12 protein-coding genes are annotated in these 13992 nt (G+C 58.8%); 6 read left to right on the forward strand and 6 right to left on the reverse strand.

The window, feature by feature from the left end; all coding sequences use genetic code 11:
- Nucleotides 1-417: 417 nt before the first annotated feature.
- The 5 genes from THIDRDRAFT_RS07355 to THIDRDRAFT_RS26135 form a co-directional block, all read right to left on the reverse strand.
- Nucleotides 418-3567: an efflux RND transporter permease subunit gene (locus THIDRDRAFT_RS07355; protein ID WP_007040197.1), complete on the reverse strand. Its 3150-nt coding sequence runs from the start codon at nucleotides 3565-3567 to the stop codon at nucleotides 418-420.
- Nucleotides 3557-4831 (reverse strand): efflux RND transporter periplasmic adaptor subunit, encoded by a 1275-nt coding sequence (locus THIDRDRAFT_RS07360; protein WP_007040198.1) that lies wholly within the window; start codon nucleotides 4829-4831, stop codon nucleotides 3557-3559. Before THIDRDRAFT_RS07360 ends, THIDRDRAFT_RS07355 begins: the two co-directional genes overlap by 11 nt.
- Nucleotides 4828-6195 (reverse strand): efflux transporter outer membrane subunit, encoded by a 1368-nt coding sequence (locus THIDRDRAFT_RS07365; protein ID WP_007040199.1) that lies wholly within the window; start codon nucleotides 6193-6195, stop codon nucleotides 4828-4830. Before THIDRDRAFT_RS07365 ends, THIDRDRAFT_RS07360 begins: the two co-directional genes overlap by 4 nt.
- A gap of 245 nt (nucleotides 6196-6440) precedes the next feature.
- Nucleotides 6441-6863, reverse strand: a complete 423-nt coding sequence (locus THIDRDRAFT_RS07370) for a site-specific integrase (RefSeq protein ID WP_007040200.1) — start codon at nucleotides 6861-6863, stop codon at nucleotides 6441-6443.
- On the reverse strand, nucleotides 6860-7093 hold the full coding sequence (locus tag THIDRDRAFT_RS26135; protein ID WP_007040201.1) for a hypothetical protein: 234 nt from the start codon (nucleotides 7091-7093) through the stop codon (nucleotides 6860-6862). Before THIDRDRAFT_RS26135 ends, THIDRDRAFT_RS07370 begins: the two co-directional genes overlap by 4 nt.
- A gap of 283 nt (nucleotides 7094-7376) precedes the next feature.
- Between THIDRDRAFT_RS26135 and THIDRDRAFT_RS07380 the strand changes: the two genes are divergently transcribed.
- The 6 genes from THIDRDRAFT_RS07380 (at nucleotide 7377) to THIDRDRAFT_RS07390 (ending at nucleotide 12333) form a co-directional block, all read left to right on the forward strand.
- Nucleotides 7377-8183, forward strand: a complete 807-nt coding sequence (locus THIDRDRAFT_RS07380; protein WP_007040202.1) for a GIY-YIG nuclease family protein — start codon at nucleotides 7377-7379, stop codon at nucleotides 8181-8183.
- A 110-nt stretch (nucleotides 8184-8293) separates the two neighbouring features.
- Nucleotides 8294-8767, forward strand: a complete 474-nt coding sequence (locus THIDRDRAFT_RS25520; protein WP_139058662.1) for a hypothetical protein — start codon at nucleotides 8294-8296, stop codon at nucleotides 8765-8767.
- A gap of 233 nt (nucleotides 8768-9000) precedes the next feature.
- Nucleotides 9001-9588, forward strand: a complete 588-nt coding sequence (locus THIDRDRAFT_RS25525; RefSeq protein WP_007040203.1) for a hypothetical protein — start codon at nucleotides 9001-9003, stop codon at nucleotides 9586-9588.
- 139 nt (nucleotides 9589-9727) lie between these two features.
- Nucleotides 9728-10324: an NAD(P)H-dependent oxidoreductase gene (locus THIDRDRAFT_RS24490; protein ID WP_007040204.1), complete on the forward strand. Its 597-nt coding sequence runs from the start codon at nucleotides 9728-9730 to the stop codon at nucleotides 10322-10324.
- A gap of 198 nt (nucleotides 10325-10522) precedes the next feature.
- On the forward strand, nucleotides 10523-10975 hold the full coding sequence (locus tag THIDRDRAFT_RS07385) for a DUF6714 family protein (protein ID WP_040844187.1): 453 nt from the start codon (nucleotides 10523-10525) through the stop codon (nucleotides 10973-10975).
- Nucleotides 10976-11085: 110 nt separating this feature from the next.
- The gene (locus tag THIDRDRAFT_RS07390; RefSeq protein ID WP_007040205.1) at nucleotides 11086-12333 is read left to right on the forward strand and encodes a S41 family peptidase; all 1248 of its coding nucleotides are present in this window, start codon (nucleotides 11086-11088) and stop codon (nucleotides 12331-12333) included.
- Nucleotides 12334-12500: 167 nt separating this feature from the next.
- On the opposite strand, the gene THIDRDRAFT_RS07395 is transcribed toward THIDRDRAFT_RS07390, so the two are convergent.
- Nucleotides 12501-13991: an aldehyde dehydrogenase family protein gene (locus THIDRDRAFT_RS07395; protein ID WP_007040206.1), complete on the reverse strand. Its 1491-nt coding sequence runs from the start codon at nucleotides 13989-13991 to the stop codon at nucleotides 12501-12503.
- Nucleotide 13992 lies beyond the last annotated feature (1 nt).

Here is a 13992-nt window from a genome sequence, read left to right on the forward strand (position 1 = left end):
CGTGTTGCTTATCCCTGCGAGCCCGGTGTAGGGCGCAATAGCGATAGCGTATTGCGCCGTATGATCGCATGAGGCTCGCACTTCGCTGCCGAGGTTGGCGGAGAGGCGCTGAACACGCGAAGAATGGAGGTCGAAAGGAACCTGCCGCGTAGGGTGCGGGCTGTCTTTCGGCGCAATACGCTGCGCTATTGCGCCCTACGTGTTGCCTATTCTCGCGAGCCCGGCGTAGGGCGCAATAGCGATAGCGTATTGCGCCGCATGATCGCATGCGGCTCGCGCTTCGCTGCGATGGTTGGCGGAGAGGGGCTGAACACGCGAAGAATGGAGGTCGAAAGGAACCTGCCGCGTAGGGTGCGGGCTGCCTTTCGGCGCAATACGCTGCGCTATTGCGCCCTACGTGCTCGACCAGCAGCAGGGTCAGCATGGCTGCTGCTCCTCCTTGCGATGCGACAGTAGGCGCCGGCGCAAGCGACCGATCAGACCGGCGACGTCCTGCTGGATCAGCAGCAGGGCCGGGATGAAGATGAGGGTGATGAAGGTCGCGAACATGATGCCGTAGCCCAGCGAGACCGCCGCCGGGATCAGGAACTGCGCCTGCAGCGAGGTCTCGCCGAGCAGCGGCACCAGGCCGGCGAAGGTGGTGAAGGAGGTCAGCAGCACCGCCCGCAGCCGGTCGAGTCCGGCGTGCGCGGCTGCCTCGCGCACGTCGTCGGCATGTTTGTGCAGCTCGTTGAAACGGGCGGTCAGCAGCAGGCTGTCGTTCACCACCACGCCGCTCAGGGCGATGATGCCGTTGAGCGAGAGGATGCCGAGCGAGAGCCCGTTGATCCAGTGTCCCAGAATGGCCCCGACGATCCCGAAGGGGATGGCCGTCATGATGAGCAGCGGCTGGACGTAGGAGCCCAGCGGGATCGCCAGCAGCAGATAGATGAGCAGCATCGCCAGCATGAACATCTGGGCCATGGACGCCTGGGTCTCGGCCTGTTCCTCGGCCTCGCCGGCGAAATGGATGTCGAGCCCAGGATACTGGCGCTCAAGTCGGGGGGCCACATCGGCCCGCAGCTGGGCAACCAGCTCGGTCGACGAGAGCTGCTCCTTGTCGACGTCGGAGGAGAGGTAGACCGCGCGCTTGCCGTCGATGCGGGTGATGGTGTCGCGGGTGTAGCCGAAGGTCAGGGTCGCCACGCTGGCGAGCGGCACCACGGATCCGTCCGGCGTGCGCACCCGTGCCTGGAGCACGTCGGCCGCGCTCTGACGGTCGGCCTCCGGATAGCGGACCTTGACCTCGATCTCGTCGCTGTCGCGCTGATAGCGCTGCACCACCTGGCCGCTGAAGGACTGGAGCACCTGGACGGCGAGGGAACTGGTGGTCATCCCCAGCGCGCGCCCCTGCTGGGTCAGCTCCAGTCGCAGCTGGGGCTGGCCGGGCTCCAGGTTGTCCTCGATGCCGAAGACGGCCGGGATCTGTTGCAGATGCGCCTTGAGCGCCTCGCCGGCCAGGGTCAGCACCTCGTCGTCGTTGGCGCGCAGCTCCACTCGCAGCGCCGAGACCATGCGCCGGAAGCTCTGGATGTTGAGCGTGCGCACGCCCTCCGGGAGTCCGGCCGCCTCGCGCCAGCGCTTGGTGAAGACGCGGATGTCGTAGGGCGGATCGGCGTGCAGCTCGACCGTCACCCGGCCGGACTGGTCGCCCGAGGACAGCACCTGCAGATTGGCGATGCCGCTTTCGCCCTTGTCCTTGCGCAGTTCGCGGTCGACCGCGTAGGCCAGCGACTCAAGCCGGTCGAGCGCCCGGTGGGTCTGGCCGAAGCTGGCGTCGTTGCGCATGGTCACCTGGGCGCGCACCGTGTCCCCGAGGATGTCCGGGAAGAAGCTGAGACGGACCGCGCCGGTGAAGGGCATGGAAATCACCAGCACCAGCACGGTCAGGAAGATGAGGACGGTCGCGTAGCGATGGATCAGCGCCTGCTCCAGCAGCGGCCGGTAGAGGCGGTCGCGGAAGAGTGTCATCCCCAGATCCGCGCCGCGCTGCACCCATTGCCAGCCGCGTAGCAGCGGGTTGCGGGTCGGTCGGCGATGGGTCTTGAGATGGGCCAGATGGGCCGGCAGGATCAGCTTGGACTCGACGATCGAGAGGATCAGACAGATGGCCACCACGTCGGCGAACTGGGCGTAGAGCTCGCCCAGGTGGCCCTGGATCTGGGACAGGGCGTAGAAGGCGGCGACCGTGGTGAAGACGCCGAAGAGCGTCGGCACCGCCACCCTCAGCGTCCCCCGGATGGTGTTGCCCAGGGTGTCGCCGCGCTCGGAGCGCAGTGTGTAGACACTTTCGCCGACCACCACCGCATCGTCGACCACGATGCCCAGGGCCATGATGAAGCCGAAGGTGGTGAAGGCGTTGAGCGAGAGCCCCATGAGGCCGTCGCCCATGAAATAGAGGGTGCCGAAGAAGATGAAGGGCAATCCCATGGCGACCCAGAAGGCCAGGGTCAGATCGAGAAAGGCGGCGAGCAGCACGAACACCAGCAGGATGCCGGTCAGGGCGTTGCGCACCAGCAGTTCGAGCCGGCTCTGGATGCTCTCGCTGCGGTCGTACCAAGTGGCCAGCTCGACGCCTTTCGGTAGCTCGCCGCTCGTCTGCCAGGCGTCCGCGACCCTGCGTGCGGCCTTGACCGTGTCGATGATGTCGTCCTGCCCGGTGGTGATCACCTGCAGTCCGATGCTGTCTTGCCCCTGATAGCGCAGGAGCGAGGAGGTGAGGTCGTCGTAGGCGTCGCGGATCCGGGTCACGTCCCCGAGACGGATCTCGCGCCCGTCGGCGCCCGTGATCAGGGGGATGGCGGCGAATTCCTCTACCCGGTAGGCCTGCTCCGATGCCTTGAGCTGCAGATAGAGATCGCGGTCGCGCAGCACCGCCGTCATGGTGTTGGAGGATCCGGCGTTGACCGCCTCCTCCACGTCCGAGAGCGAGAGTCCGTAGGCCTGCAGCCGGCCCTCGTCGATCTCGACCACCATCATGGGGTCCAGCCAGCCGGAGATGGTGACCCGGCTGATCTCGGGTGTGGCCATGAGGTCGGACTTGAGCTCGTCGGCCAGGCGCTGAAGGGTGTGGCGATCGGCGTCGCCGTAGAGCTGCAGCCAGAGCGAGTGTTCCTCGCGCTCGGCCTTCTGGATGACCGGATTCTTGGCGTCGGCCGGGAAGGTCGAGATGGCGTCGACCTTTGTCTTGACGTCGGTCAGCAGGGTGTCGAGGTCGTAGTCCGACTGCTTCTCGATGGTGACGGTGACGCCGCTGCCGGTCGAGCTGCTGGTGATGCTGTCGATGCCGGTGACGCCTTCGAGCTGATCCTCGATCTTGATCGCCAGCCCTTCCTCGGACTGCTGGGCCGAGCCGCTGTCGTAGGAGACGGACACCGTGATGCTGTTCGGCTCCAGGCTGGGAAAGGCCTCCTTGCGCAGATCGCCGGCGGAGAAGACGCCCGCGAGGATCACCAGGATCATCAGCAGGTTGGCCGCGACCGGGTTGCGCGCGAACCAGCCGATGATGCCGCCTCTGTCAGTCCTCATCGCGCGATACCTCGACCGGATTGACCGCCATGCCCGGCAGATAGCCGTTCAGCGGATGCACCAGCACCTGCTGCGCGCTGTCGCTTAGCGTCTCGGGCGCCTCGATATAGATGCCCTGGGCATCGCTGAAGACCGGCTCGGCGGTGAAGCGCTCCAGACTGCCCTCGGGATCGACTCGCCAGATCTCGCCGCGCTGGCTGAGCGCGGCGCTCGGCAGACGCCAGAGCCCGTCGAGCTCGCGGCCTGCCACCTCGGCCTCCACGAAGGTGCCGGGCAGCAGCGGCAGCGCACGGTCGAGCGGTCGGTCGACGGCGATCACCAGTGCGCGCTGGCGGGTGGTCTCGTCCAGATGGCGCTCGGCGCGCAGCACACGGCCGGTCCAGACCTGGCCGTCCTCGACGCTGGTGAGCCTGGCGGGCCAGTCGCCGCGGGTCAGGGTTTGCGTGTCCGGCAAGGTGCTCCAGTCGCGTGCCGAGAGCGCGACCGAGACCTCCAGGCGGTCCAGGCTGTAGAGCGAGGCGACCTGGGTGCCGGCCTGGACGTAGCTGCCGGGCGCGACACTGCGCTCGACCACCAGGGCATCGAAGGGGGCGGTGATGCGGGTCTCGGCCAGATCCTCGCGGGCGCTGACCAGGGTCGCCTCGGCATGGGCCACGGCCGCCTTGGCCGCCGCCAGCTGGGGCTTGCGCAGGACCAGCTCAGAGTCCGGCTTGCCGCGCAGCCCGGAGGCCTTCCATTCGGCCGCCGCCTGGACGCCCTGGCGCTCTTCTTCGAGCAGGGCCAGGCGCGCCGAGGCCAGATCGTTCTCGGCGCTGGCCACGGCGGCGCGGTAGTCGCTGTCCTCCAGCTGCACCAGGACATCGCCCTTGGCGACCCGCTGACCGGATTCGAGATGTTCCGACAGCGCGTCGACCCGGCCCGAGACCTGGGCCGTCAGGGTCAGCGCATAGTGCGCCCGGGCCTCGCCGTAGCCGCTCACCTGGGCCTGATAGCGCGCGGGCGTCACCCGCACTACGCGCACGTCCGGACGCTGGGTGGTCGTGCCGGATCCCTTCGGTGCAGCTCCACCGGGTGGCGCCGATTCCGAGGGTCCGCCCTTAGGCTCGGGCTTGGAGCCGGCTTGGCTCGGCGGTCCGCCGGCCCCGGGTGGTCCACCCGATCGGCCACCCGGGCCATGCAGGTGGGTCTGTACATAGAGTCCGGCGCCGGCCAGTAAGACCAGAGCGGCGATGAAGACCAGCCATTGTCTGGAGCGCGAACTCATGCGCGCGTCCCCAGCCCAAGGGCGAGTCCGAGCACGACACGGTTTGTCAGGCGTTCGTAACGAAGGTTGTCCAACTGCGCCTCCAGATCATAGGTTTGCTGCTGGACGCTCAACAGATCCAGGATATCGACCAGCCCGGCCCGGTAGCTGCGTTCGTACTGGGCCAGATTGTTGCGTGCGGCGGTCAGGGCCGTCTCGACATGGGTCTGACGCTCGGCGAGCGTCCGTTCCTGGCCCAGGGCGTCCTCGACCTCCTGCACGGCGGTCAGCAGGGTCTCGCGATAGGCCTGATAGGCCTGGGCCGTCTGTAACTTGGCGATCTCGGCGGCCGCGCGCAGTTGTCCGCCCCGATAGAGTGGCGCGGTCAGCTGACCCAGCAGCGACCAGAGCGGATCCTGAAGCAGGGTCGCACTCGGTTTGGCCGCCGCATCGGAGAGGGCCGCCTGCAGACTGATGCTGGGCAGCAGATCCTTGTAGGCGACCGAGGTGCGCAGATCGGCCGCCTGGATCGCGGCATAGGCGGCCTGGAGGTCCGGGCGGCGCTGAAGCGTCTGATCCGGCAGGGCGGCGAGGGGAGGGAGCACCTGCGGATAGTCGGCGGGAAAGTCGATCGTCTCGGTCCCGCCGACACGTCCCAGCAGCACCCTGAGCGCGCGCTGGCGCTGTGCCAGGGATTCGCGATACCGGGCGAGCGAGGCCCGCGAACTGGCCGTCGAGCTGCGTGCGCTGTCCAGATCCTCCAGGCGGCCGAGCCCGCTGCGGTAGCGCTGCAGGATGAAGTCGGCGTTCTGCTCCAGGGTGGCGAGCCGGCGCTGTTCGATCTCGATCGCGTGGCGGTCGGCGATGAGACCCAGCCAGTTCTCCATCAGGTCCGCCGCCAGTGCGTCGCGGGCCGACCGATAGAGCGCCTGCTGTTCCTCGACATCCTTCTCGGCGGCCTGATCGTCCTCCGACAGCTTGCCCCAGAGATCCACCTCCCAGCTCACCGTGACCGAGCTGCGGTAGGCGGGATCGCCGAACTGCTCGCGCGATCCCGAGGCCGAGCCTTCGACCGACGGCAGCCGCGCGGCCCCGGTCTGGCGGCGCTGGGCGCGCGTGATCCGCAGCGTGGTCAGGGTCTGCTGCAGGCTGGGATTGGCCGCCAATGCCTCTTTGACCAACGCATCCAGCTCGGGCGCTTGGATCAGATCGTCGAGATACGCGGACGGCACCGCGTCCGACTGCGGCGACCAGGCCGGAACCTGGTCGGTATCGCGCACCGCCTGGGCGGCCAGATCCGGCCGCGTCGGTCCCACGGCGCAGCCGCAGACCAGAGCGGCCAGGCCGAAGGCGATGCCCTGCTGTATGAATAACTTCGATCGCATTGATGAGCCTGAGAAGAACTGCCGAACCTCTAAGAGCGCAAAGCGCGCAAAGGGTTTCAATGGTTCACGCCCTTGGCGAAGCCCGGCTAGAGGTCGAAGGACGCTGAAGATTCACGACCTCGTATTTCTTAGCGTCCTTCGCGTCTTTGCGGTTCAAATTTTCCGATATCGGAAAGATACGCCTGGAGGGGTTAAGTGCGGGTTAAGGGCAGGTGAAGCAGCTTAAAGTTCGTCGACGGGGCTCTTCACTGGCCCCGCGTCCCGGCCAACTGGTCGAACAGGGCGCGGATCTCGTCACGGGTCAAGACGACTGGCATGCGCGGCGGACGCCGGCCACGGGTGAAGCGCAGCTCGTCCAGAGGCCGCTCCAGGACATGGCGAAACAGGAACACCAGCGCATTGAGCGCCTGGTTCTGGGTACTGGCCGCGACACCCCGATCGGCCGCCAGATAGGCCAGGAAACGCTCGACGTCCGCTGGTCCCCAAGTTGCCGAATCCGAATTGCCACAGAAGCGCATGAAGGGGTGACACCAGTCGACATAGGTCTGCTCGGTCCGGATGACATAGCGCCTCGCGCGCAGTGTGCGTGCGAGCGACTTCAACAGATCGAGATCCTCGGCCGAGCGTTGGAAATAGGAGCGGTTCTCGACGGCCTCCTCAGGCGTCACGGTCCGTGCAGGGTCGAGTGATCCGATGCCAGATCCTTCGCCGCCGATTTCCAATAGTCCCAATCGACCTTTTCCGCGCTCGGATTATGCGCTAGATCAACGAGGAGCAGTTGCACGGCATCCACGGTTTGATGAAACTGCCAGTCAGTCAAACGCTGCTCACGGGCATAACGAGGGAAAAAGGCCGTGATCTGCTCCTCCGTCACCTCCCGCATACGTGTCGGGCGCATCGCCTCGATGAATGCCTCTGCGCGTTTGACGTACCACTCGCGTTGTTTGTGGGGGATGCGATGGCGTTCTAATAGAGATAGGTATCGATCCCAGCCGGATGGATTCCCGGTTTCGCGCCGGGTATTGGAACCATCGGAAGGTGCAGAACGAGAATTAAAATGGCGAGGAATAGCGGTCCTGAAATATTGTGCTAGGCTGACTTCAGGTTAGCACAATATTACCGGACATCAGTCCATTTCACTGTTATGCGTTAAAAAACCGACAACCATTTGTTCTGAAAAAATGAATCTTGAATTGATATTTAGTGAGTTCAATGACGATAACCAATTTCGTTTTCACCTCGCCAAACAAGAGCCTGAAGGAACAAGGCCTATAGATGTTTTGGCCAGATCTAGTGAGGAATGGTTAGGTTGGCAGGTGTATAGGGGGACGAATAAGGAACGATTTGTGAAAGACAGGATCGTCAGCTTTGCTCAAATATATGGAAATAAATTCTTGTACGGTGGCGTGTTCAATATTCTACGCAGAGACCGAGAAGAATATGACGTTGCCCACTCTGAAGAACACAGTGATTTAATAGGCCGCTTGATAATTGAATACAAAGGCGGCAATTCACGGGGCACGGTATTTACTCCAAGTTATATTTTTCAACATTCTGTGGTCTCAAGTATATTAGAGTACAAATACCAAGGAGAGCCATTTTGTTCGTATGATGAAATTAATCACAGCTTTGAGCAGATGGAGATCGTTATAAAAAATCAACTTAATGACTGGAAGGTAGCGCTAAGCAACGTGTTTGGGGTGTATCTTCTAACAGATAAGAAAACTGGAAGGCATTATGTAGGTTCTGCCTATGGTGCTGAAGGGATATGGGGACGATGGAGCGAATACATTTACGGTGCTCACGGTGGGAACAAAGAGTTGGTCGAATTATTTAATCAGCACACCGAGGCATATTTTAAAAACAACTTCAAGTTCACTATTTTGGAAATATTGCCAACAACAAAAACTCCAGATCAAGTTATTCAGAGAGAATCTTTGTGGAAGAAAAAACTGCTTTCCATAGAATTTGGTTACAACGGCGGGTAGCGCATAACAATGCCATAAACTCGGACCCCAAAAAGCGCCGCTGCTTCGTCGCTCTTCTTTTTGGGCTCGGTTATGGCAGGCGTTAGGTTTCTTCGTATGTAGGTTCACTCATGGATATTTTGTCGGTTGTCAGTGTTGGGCTTGGCATCGCCGGATTAGGATACGCGCTATATCAAAGTCACGAAAGACGAAAACTTCAGGATTATAATCGTTCTGAAGCTTGGTATTTGTATGCCAAGACGAACAATATGACAGGGATTTCACAAGTCGCTTTTGAGCGTTACAAGGAAATTCACGCAGACACATTGAATCCAGAGCTTATCGAGCTTATGGCAAAATCTTCTGCTTTCGGTCTCGACCTATTTCGAGAAACTGTACGTTTGATCCAACTATCTGAAACGGATTTCGATTACGCATCTATAGATAGATGGGCTCAGCATGGGAAAATTGATGGGGAAAGCCATAAATCCTTGTTCACCGGATTGGTTGTTGATACCAAGGACACTGAAAGTGTATTTCAAAGAATGTGGCGGAGGGCCGTAGATTGGCGTGAACGCAGGCAAACCAAGAGCAAAAATCGTTGAGTCTAGAGAACAGTGTGCATCACTCCTAGAATCCGCCGGAGAAATTGACGAGAAAGAATCGCCTAACACGCTCATCAAGCCGAGGCCATTCTGCGCAACGAACTCAGAGCAATCCCGTAGTGTTGTCAGAGCGCAGTATGGCCCGGCTTATGGGTGACGTTAGGGTGCAAACCCAATCAAATCACCGTGTACCACAAGAACGAAAAAAGCTGCAGTGATAAGTGCTTAATAAAATGACACTATTAGAAACAACGGCCGGAAGCCTAATAAAGAAGCTACTTGATCGCGCGCTGGAATACCCAGCCCATATCTCTTTAATGATTTTGGTCATTCTTCTCTCACCCATGCTGGTTTGGCTAGAATCCCAAGGATTAGCAACTTGGATACCGGATACAGTGCCAACATGGCTATTAACATTATTGCTATTACCAACATTTGTTGTGCTCCATGCTATATATAGCAAGCTGAAAAAATACACTAGCTTTGAGTTGCTTTCATACACAAATAAAAACATATCGGTGATTCCAGAAGGAATCGTTGTGTATTTAACCATCCATCCAAAATTCGACATTCTTGACCCGGAAGATGTTGTTTGTAAAAAGTGCGATATGTTGCTACGGAAAAACTCTATTCAAGAAAACCCTAATAATCCTACCGGATGGTCATGTATGCTGTGCAGTATAGACATTACCGGAGCCGAATATAACAAATCTACAGAGGCGGCGAGGAATCAAGCTATTGGCTATTTTTATAAAACAAGGCACAGGATGCCTGGAATCAAAGACCCGCTTACGCTAGAAGATATTGACCCTAACAATTGAATCAAGCCGACCCAAAAAGCGCGCGTCGTACTCGGCGAGAGCATCTGAGCTTGTGGTAGCGCGCTTTTAGGTCGGCTTATTGGCAGTTCTGGGGACAGTTTACGTAATTCGCTAGCCGGGACGTAACAGCTAATTTCAAATGAAGTGCCTTGTTGTAAAAGCTCATCCCCTTTCAGAAAGCCTGTGCACATCACTTACTCACCGGGCCAGTGATGTGCTTCGTGCTGCCGGTCATGTGGTTGAGGCGGAAGATCTCTACGCTGACGGGTTTGCTGCTTCTCTGACAGAAGCAGAGCGAGCCAGTTATTACGCTGGTCCCTATGCGGCTCAGCGAGTTGCGCCGCAGATTGAGAGGCTGCTGGCGGCAGAAGCAATCGTTCTGGTTTTTCCCACTTGGTGGTTTGGCTTTCCTGCCATTCTCAAGGGATGGTTTGATCGGGTCTGGGCGCCAGGCGTGGCATATGACCATGCTGGTTATTACGGTCCCATCAAACCCAGGCTCAAGAATCTCCGCCGTATGCTGGCCGTCACTTCGCTTGGTTCTCCATGGTGGGTAGATCGGTTTGTACTACGCCAGCCTGTCAAGCGTGTGCTCAAGACAGCCATCGTCGGCACCTGCGCCCCACAGTGTCGTCTGGACGTTCTGTCGCTATACAAGAGCGAGCAGCTTACAAGGGCACAAGTGGAGCAGTTTGAGTTGCGAGTAGAACGGTCACTGCGGCGGTGGCCGGTCTAATTGACAAAATTGAACGGTGCTACCGGAAGCGGTGGTGCCTCCGCGAAAAGGGGACAGATTTATTTTGTCTCGATCGGATAAAGTGAAAAGCGCCTAACACGGCGGTAAAGCCGACCCCGCGCGGCCGGCGTCGTGGGCTAATCTCAAGCGTGGTGCCGCGCGCGGGTCGGCTTACCTTGGTCGTTAGATTAATTAGCAATGGACAAGTCAAACGTTAAAGACGAAATTAGATCAGCTTTTGAGGGCGTCAAGCTAGGCGACGGTATTGGCCTGTGGGAGGCGCAAGCAATCGACGATTACGAAACGGTAGTCACGCAAAAAAGATTCCGTGAGAAAGACGAAAAAGAAGACTGGACTAAATTTAATAAGGATCAGTTGCAGAGATGCCATAGCAGTCTTTCATTCTTTGATGCAAATGGCATGCGGTTTCATTTGCCTGCGTATATTTTAGCAAGTCTTGACGAGAAAGTGGATGATCCATTATTCCATTTAGAGCAGCTTGATGATGATTCTCTTTCGAGGTTTAGCACATTTTCAAAAACCCAGAAATTGGCGGTCGTGACGTACTTGAAATGGTGCCTTAACCAAGACGACTACAAATTTGACCACCCGGCAATCGAGCGGGCTTTGAGTGAATACTGGGAGAAATAATCTAACGAATAAGGTTAGATCGTCCGAGCGAAGCGAGCGACGATCTGAACCGGTTGTTAGGTTTTACGTCCCGTGTGATTATTCTCATTGTGAAATTTAAGAGCCTTGCCATGAAAAGACTCATCCTGCTTATTTTGAGTGTGTGCCTCATTATTGTGCAGGCTTCAACGGCTGCGGCTAAGGAAAACCATAGATCCTATTCTGCTTTATTTGATGAGATCACTGATCTTGTCGAAGAGAATTTTTATAACCCAGACCAGGTAGCCAAGGATTTTCCTGTAATTAAAGCCGACTATCTCATGAAGCTGCAAAATGTTCATTCTCAACAAGCGTTTTCCAGTTTGGTGAATGCCATGCTTGGTGAGTTGAATGCTTCTCACACGTACTATTTAACGCCAGATGATTATGAGTATTACCAGCTGTGTGCGTTGTTTTCAAAAATTCCAGAGATCGGCGAATTATTCGATGGGAAAGAGGTTTTGTATCCAACAGTTGGTATTTTAACCCAAGAAATCGAGAAGCGCCTGTACATTGCCTCTGTTCTTGCTGGAAGTGTGGCCGAGAAAGCGGGGCTGTTAAAGGGTGATGAAATTCTTTCCGTCAATGCTGAACCTTACTCGCCAATCGCTTCACTTCGTTCGTATGTCGGGGAGGATGTGGTTTTTGAAATACGACGAAAACAGATGGGCGAGCCATTCACGATTGCAATGAAGCCTGTGCTCGTTAATCCCAAGAAGGAGATGTTGGAAGCACAGAAATCCAGCGTTCGGATTATTGAGCGAAATAAGAAGCGCATTGGCTATATTCATATTTATTCTTACGCGGGTTATGAGTATCAGCAGGAATTACTGAATACCATTCAGTGGGGTCAATTGAAAGAAGCCGATGCGTTGATCATTGATTTGCGATATGGCATGGGCGGGGCGGCGCCATCTTATCTTAATATCTTCAATACGAATATTCCTGTCCTCAAGATGCATCATAGAGATGGCGCGGAAACTGTTTTCGATTCCCAATGGCGAAAAAAAGCGGTTTACTTGGTTGACGGGTCTAGTCGAAGTGGAAAAGAAATATTGGCATATGGTGCTCGAAGATATGAACAGGTAAAAGTCATTGGCGAGCGGACGGCGGGGCAGGTCCTTGGAGGTCGGCTTTTCCCATTGTCTAATGGCGCCGTCCTTTTTCTTGCAGTGCAAAGCGCCTTAGTCGATGGTGTTGATCTGGAAGGAATGGGTGTTTCACCAGACATTGAAGTTCCATTCGATGTTCGCTATTGCGCCGGACAGGACGCACAGCTAGAAAAAGCCCTTGAGTATCTTGTCGAGCAACTGTCGACTCAAGCAACACGCGATTTGTGAGCAGGTGTCGAATCGGGTAAGGGCGAGTATTGCGTCAGCACAAGCCCCCGCAACAACTGGTGGCAGGCGCACAGCAATGATGAGGGGGAAGGGACTATCTCGTAAGGATCCGGACCTGTCCGCGCAGGCCCGGATCGCACACAGACGGCGGATGTGCCGCCTCGGGGTTAGTAGCGGATGGTGACCGACTTCAGCTCGGTGAAGTCATCGATGAAGGCGGAGCCGTACTCGCGTCCCACGCCGGATCCCTTGGCGCCGCCGAAGGGCACGGCCGGGTCGACCATGGTGTGCATGTTGATCCACACGGTCCCCGCCTCGATGCGCGGCACCAGACGCAGCGCCTTGGAAAGGTCGTTGGTCCAGAGGCTTGCCGTCAGGCCGAAGGGGGTGTCGTTCATCATGGCGATCAGTTCGTCCTCGTCGTCATAGGCGACGAAGGCGCCGAAGGGGCCGAACACCTCCTCGCGGAAGGACGCGGAGTCGAGCGATTTGGGGCGCACGATCGTCGGCTTGATATAGAGGCCGTCGCAGTCGTAGGCCTCGCCGCCGGTCACGATCTCGTCGCCGTCGCGCCGTGCCTTCTCGAATGCCTCCAGGCATTTCTCGTACTGCGCCTTATTGGCCACGGGGCCGACCATGCCCGTCTCGTCCATGGGATCGGCCGGAGCGAAGCTCTCCAGGCGTTCCTTCATGCGGGCGAGCACCTCGTCGATCTGAGAGCGGTGGACGAAGAATCGCTCGGCCGAGGCGCAGACCTGCCCGCAGTGCAGGAAGCCGGCCTCGACGATGCCGTCGAGGATCTTATCGATCGGCGTGTCGGGCAGGAAGGCCGCTGGGTTCTTGCCGCCGAGTTCGAGGGTGAAGCGGGTGAAGTTTTCGTTTACCGCCTCGCGCCCCACGATATGTCCGGTCTGCACCGAGCCGGTTAGCGAGACCTTGGCCACCCGAGGATCCGAGATCACTTGGTTGCCGATCGCACCGCGGCCGTTGACGACGTTGAGCACGCCTGGCGGCAGGCCAGCCTGGGTGCCCAGTTCGGCCACCCGCATCAGCGCCAGGGGCGTGTGGCCGGAGGACTTCAGCAGCACCGTGTTGCCGGTGGCGAGCGCTGCGCCGAACTTCCACACCGGGATCATGACCGGGAAGTTCCAGGGAATGATGGCGAACACCACGCCCAGCGGCTGACGCAGGGTCATGGAGGTATAGCGTTCGCCGCCCATGCTGGGATAGGAGGGCGAGAGCGTCTCGCCCGCGATCTTGGTCGCCCAGCCGGCATAGTAGCGCAGCCAGCGCGCCGACCAGCCGGCCTCGATGACGCGCGAGAGGCCGATCAGCTTGCCGGACTGTGCGGTTTCGATCTGGGCGATCTCCTCGCCGTGCTCCTCGAGCAGATCGGCGAAGCGCATCAGGATGCGTTCGCGCTCGGCCGGAGTCGTCTGCGCCCAGGCGCCCTGGAAGGCGGCGTGCGAGGAGGCGATCGCCGCCTCGACCTCCGCCTCGGTGGCCACGGCGACCGATCCGACCACCTGGCCGCTGGCCGGGTTGGTGACCTGGATGCGCTCGGTTCCAGAGCCCGCGATCGCCTTGCCGTCGATGTAATGCCCGTGGTCGCGGGCCAGGAACTGGTCCACTTCCTCAAGCCGTTTCACGAGAGCCATA

This window comes from Thiorhodococcus drewsii AZ1, from assembly GCF_000224065.1.
Taxonomy (GTDB): domain Bacteria; phylum Pseudomonadota; class Gammaproteobacteria; order Chromatiales; family Chromatiaceae; genus Imhoffiella; species Imhoffiella drewsii.

Coding starts and splice junctions, on each gene's coding strand:
- THIDRDRAFT_RS07355 (WP_007040197.1), bottom strand. CDS start 3,567: ATGAGGACTGACAGAGGCGGCATCATCGGCTGGTTCGCGCGCAACCCG.
- THIDRDRAFT_RS07360 (WP_007040198.1), bottom strand. CDS start 4,831: ATGAGTTCGCGCTCCAGACAATGGCTGGTCTTCATCGCCGCTCTGGTC.
- THIDRDRAFT_RS07365 (WP_007040199.1), bottom strand. CDS start 6,195: ATGCGATCGAAGTTATTCATACAGCAGGGCATCGCCTTCGGCCTGGCC.
- THIDRDRAFT_RS26135 (WP_007040201.1), bottom strand. CDS start 7,093: ATGCGCCCGACACGTATGCGGGAGGTGACGGAGGAGCAGATCACGGCC.
- THIDRDRAFT_RS07380 (WP_007040202.1), top strand. CDS start 7,377: ATGAATCTTGAATTGATATTTAGTGAGTTCAATGACGATAACCAATTT.
- THIDRDRAFT_RS25520 (WP_139058662.1), top strand. CDS start 8,294: ATGGATATTTTGTCGGTTGTCAGTGTTGGGCTTGGCATCGCCGGATTA.
- THIDRDRAFT_RS25525 (WP_007040203.1), top strand. CDS start 9,001: ATGACACTATTAGAAACAACGGCCGGAAGCCTAATAAAGAAGCTACTT.
- THIDRDRAFT_RS24490 (WP_007040204.1), top strand. CDS start 9,728: ATGAAGTGCCTTGTTGTAAAAGCTCATCCCCTTTCAGAAAGCCTGTGC.
- THIDRDRAFT_RS07385 (WP_040844187.1), top strand. CDS start 10,523: ATGGACAAGTCAAACGTTAAAGACGAAATTAGATCAGCTTTTGAGGGC.
- THIDRDRAFT_RS07390 (WP_007040205.1), top strand. CDS start 11,086: ATGAAAAGACTCATCCTGCTTATTTTGAGTGTGTGCCTCATTATTGTG.
- THIDRDRAFT_RS07395 (WP_007040206.1), bottom strand. CDS start 13,991: ATGGCTCTCGTGAAACGGCTTGAGGAAGTGGACCAGTTCCTGGCCCGC.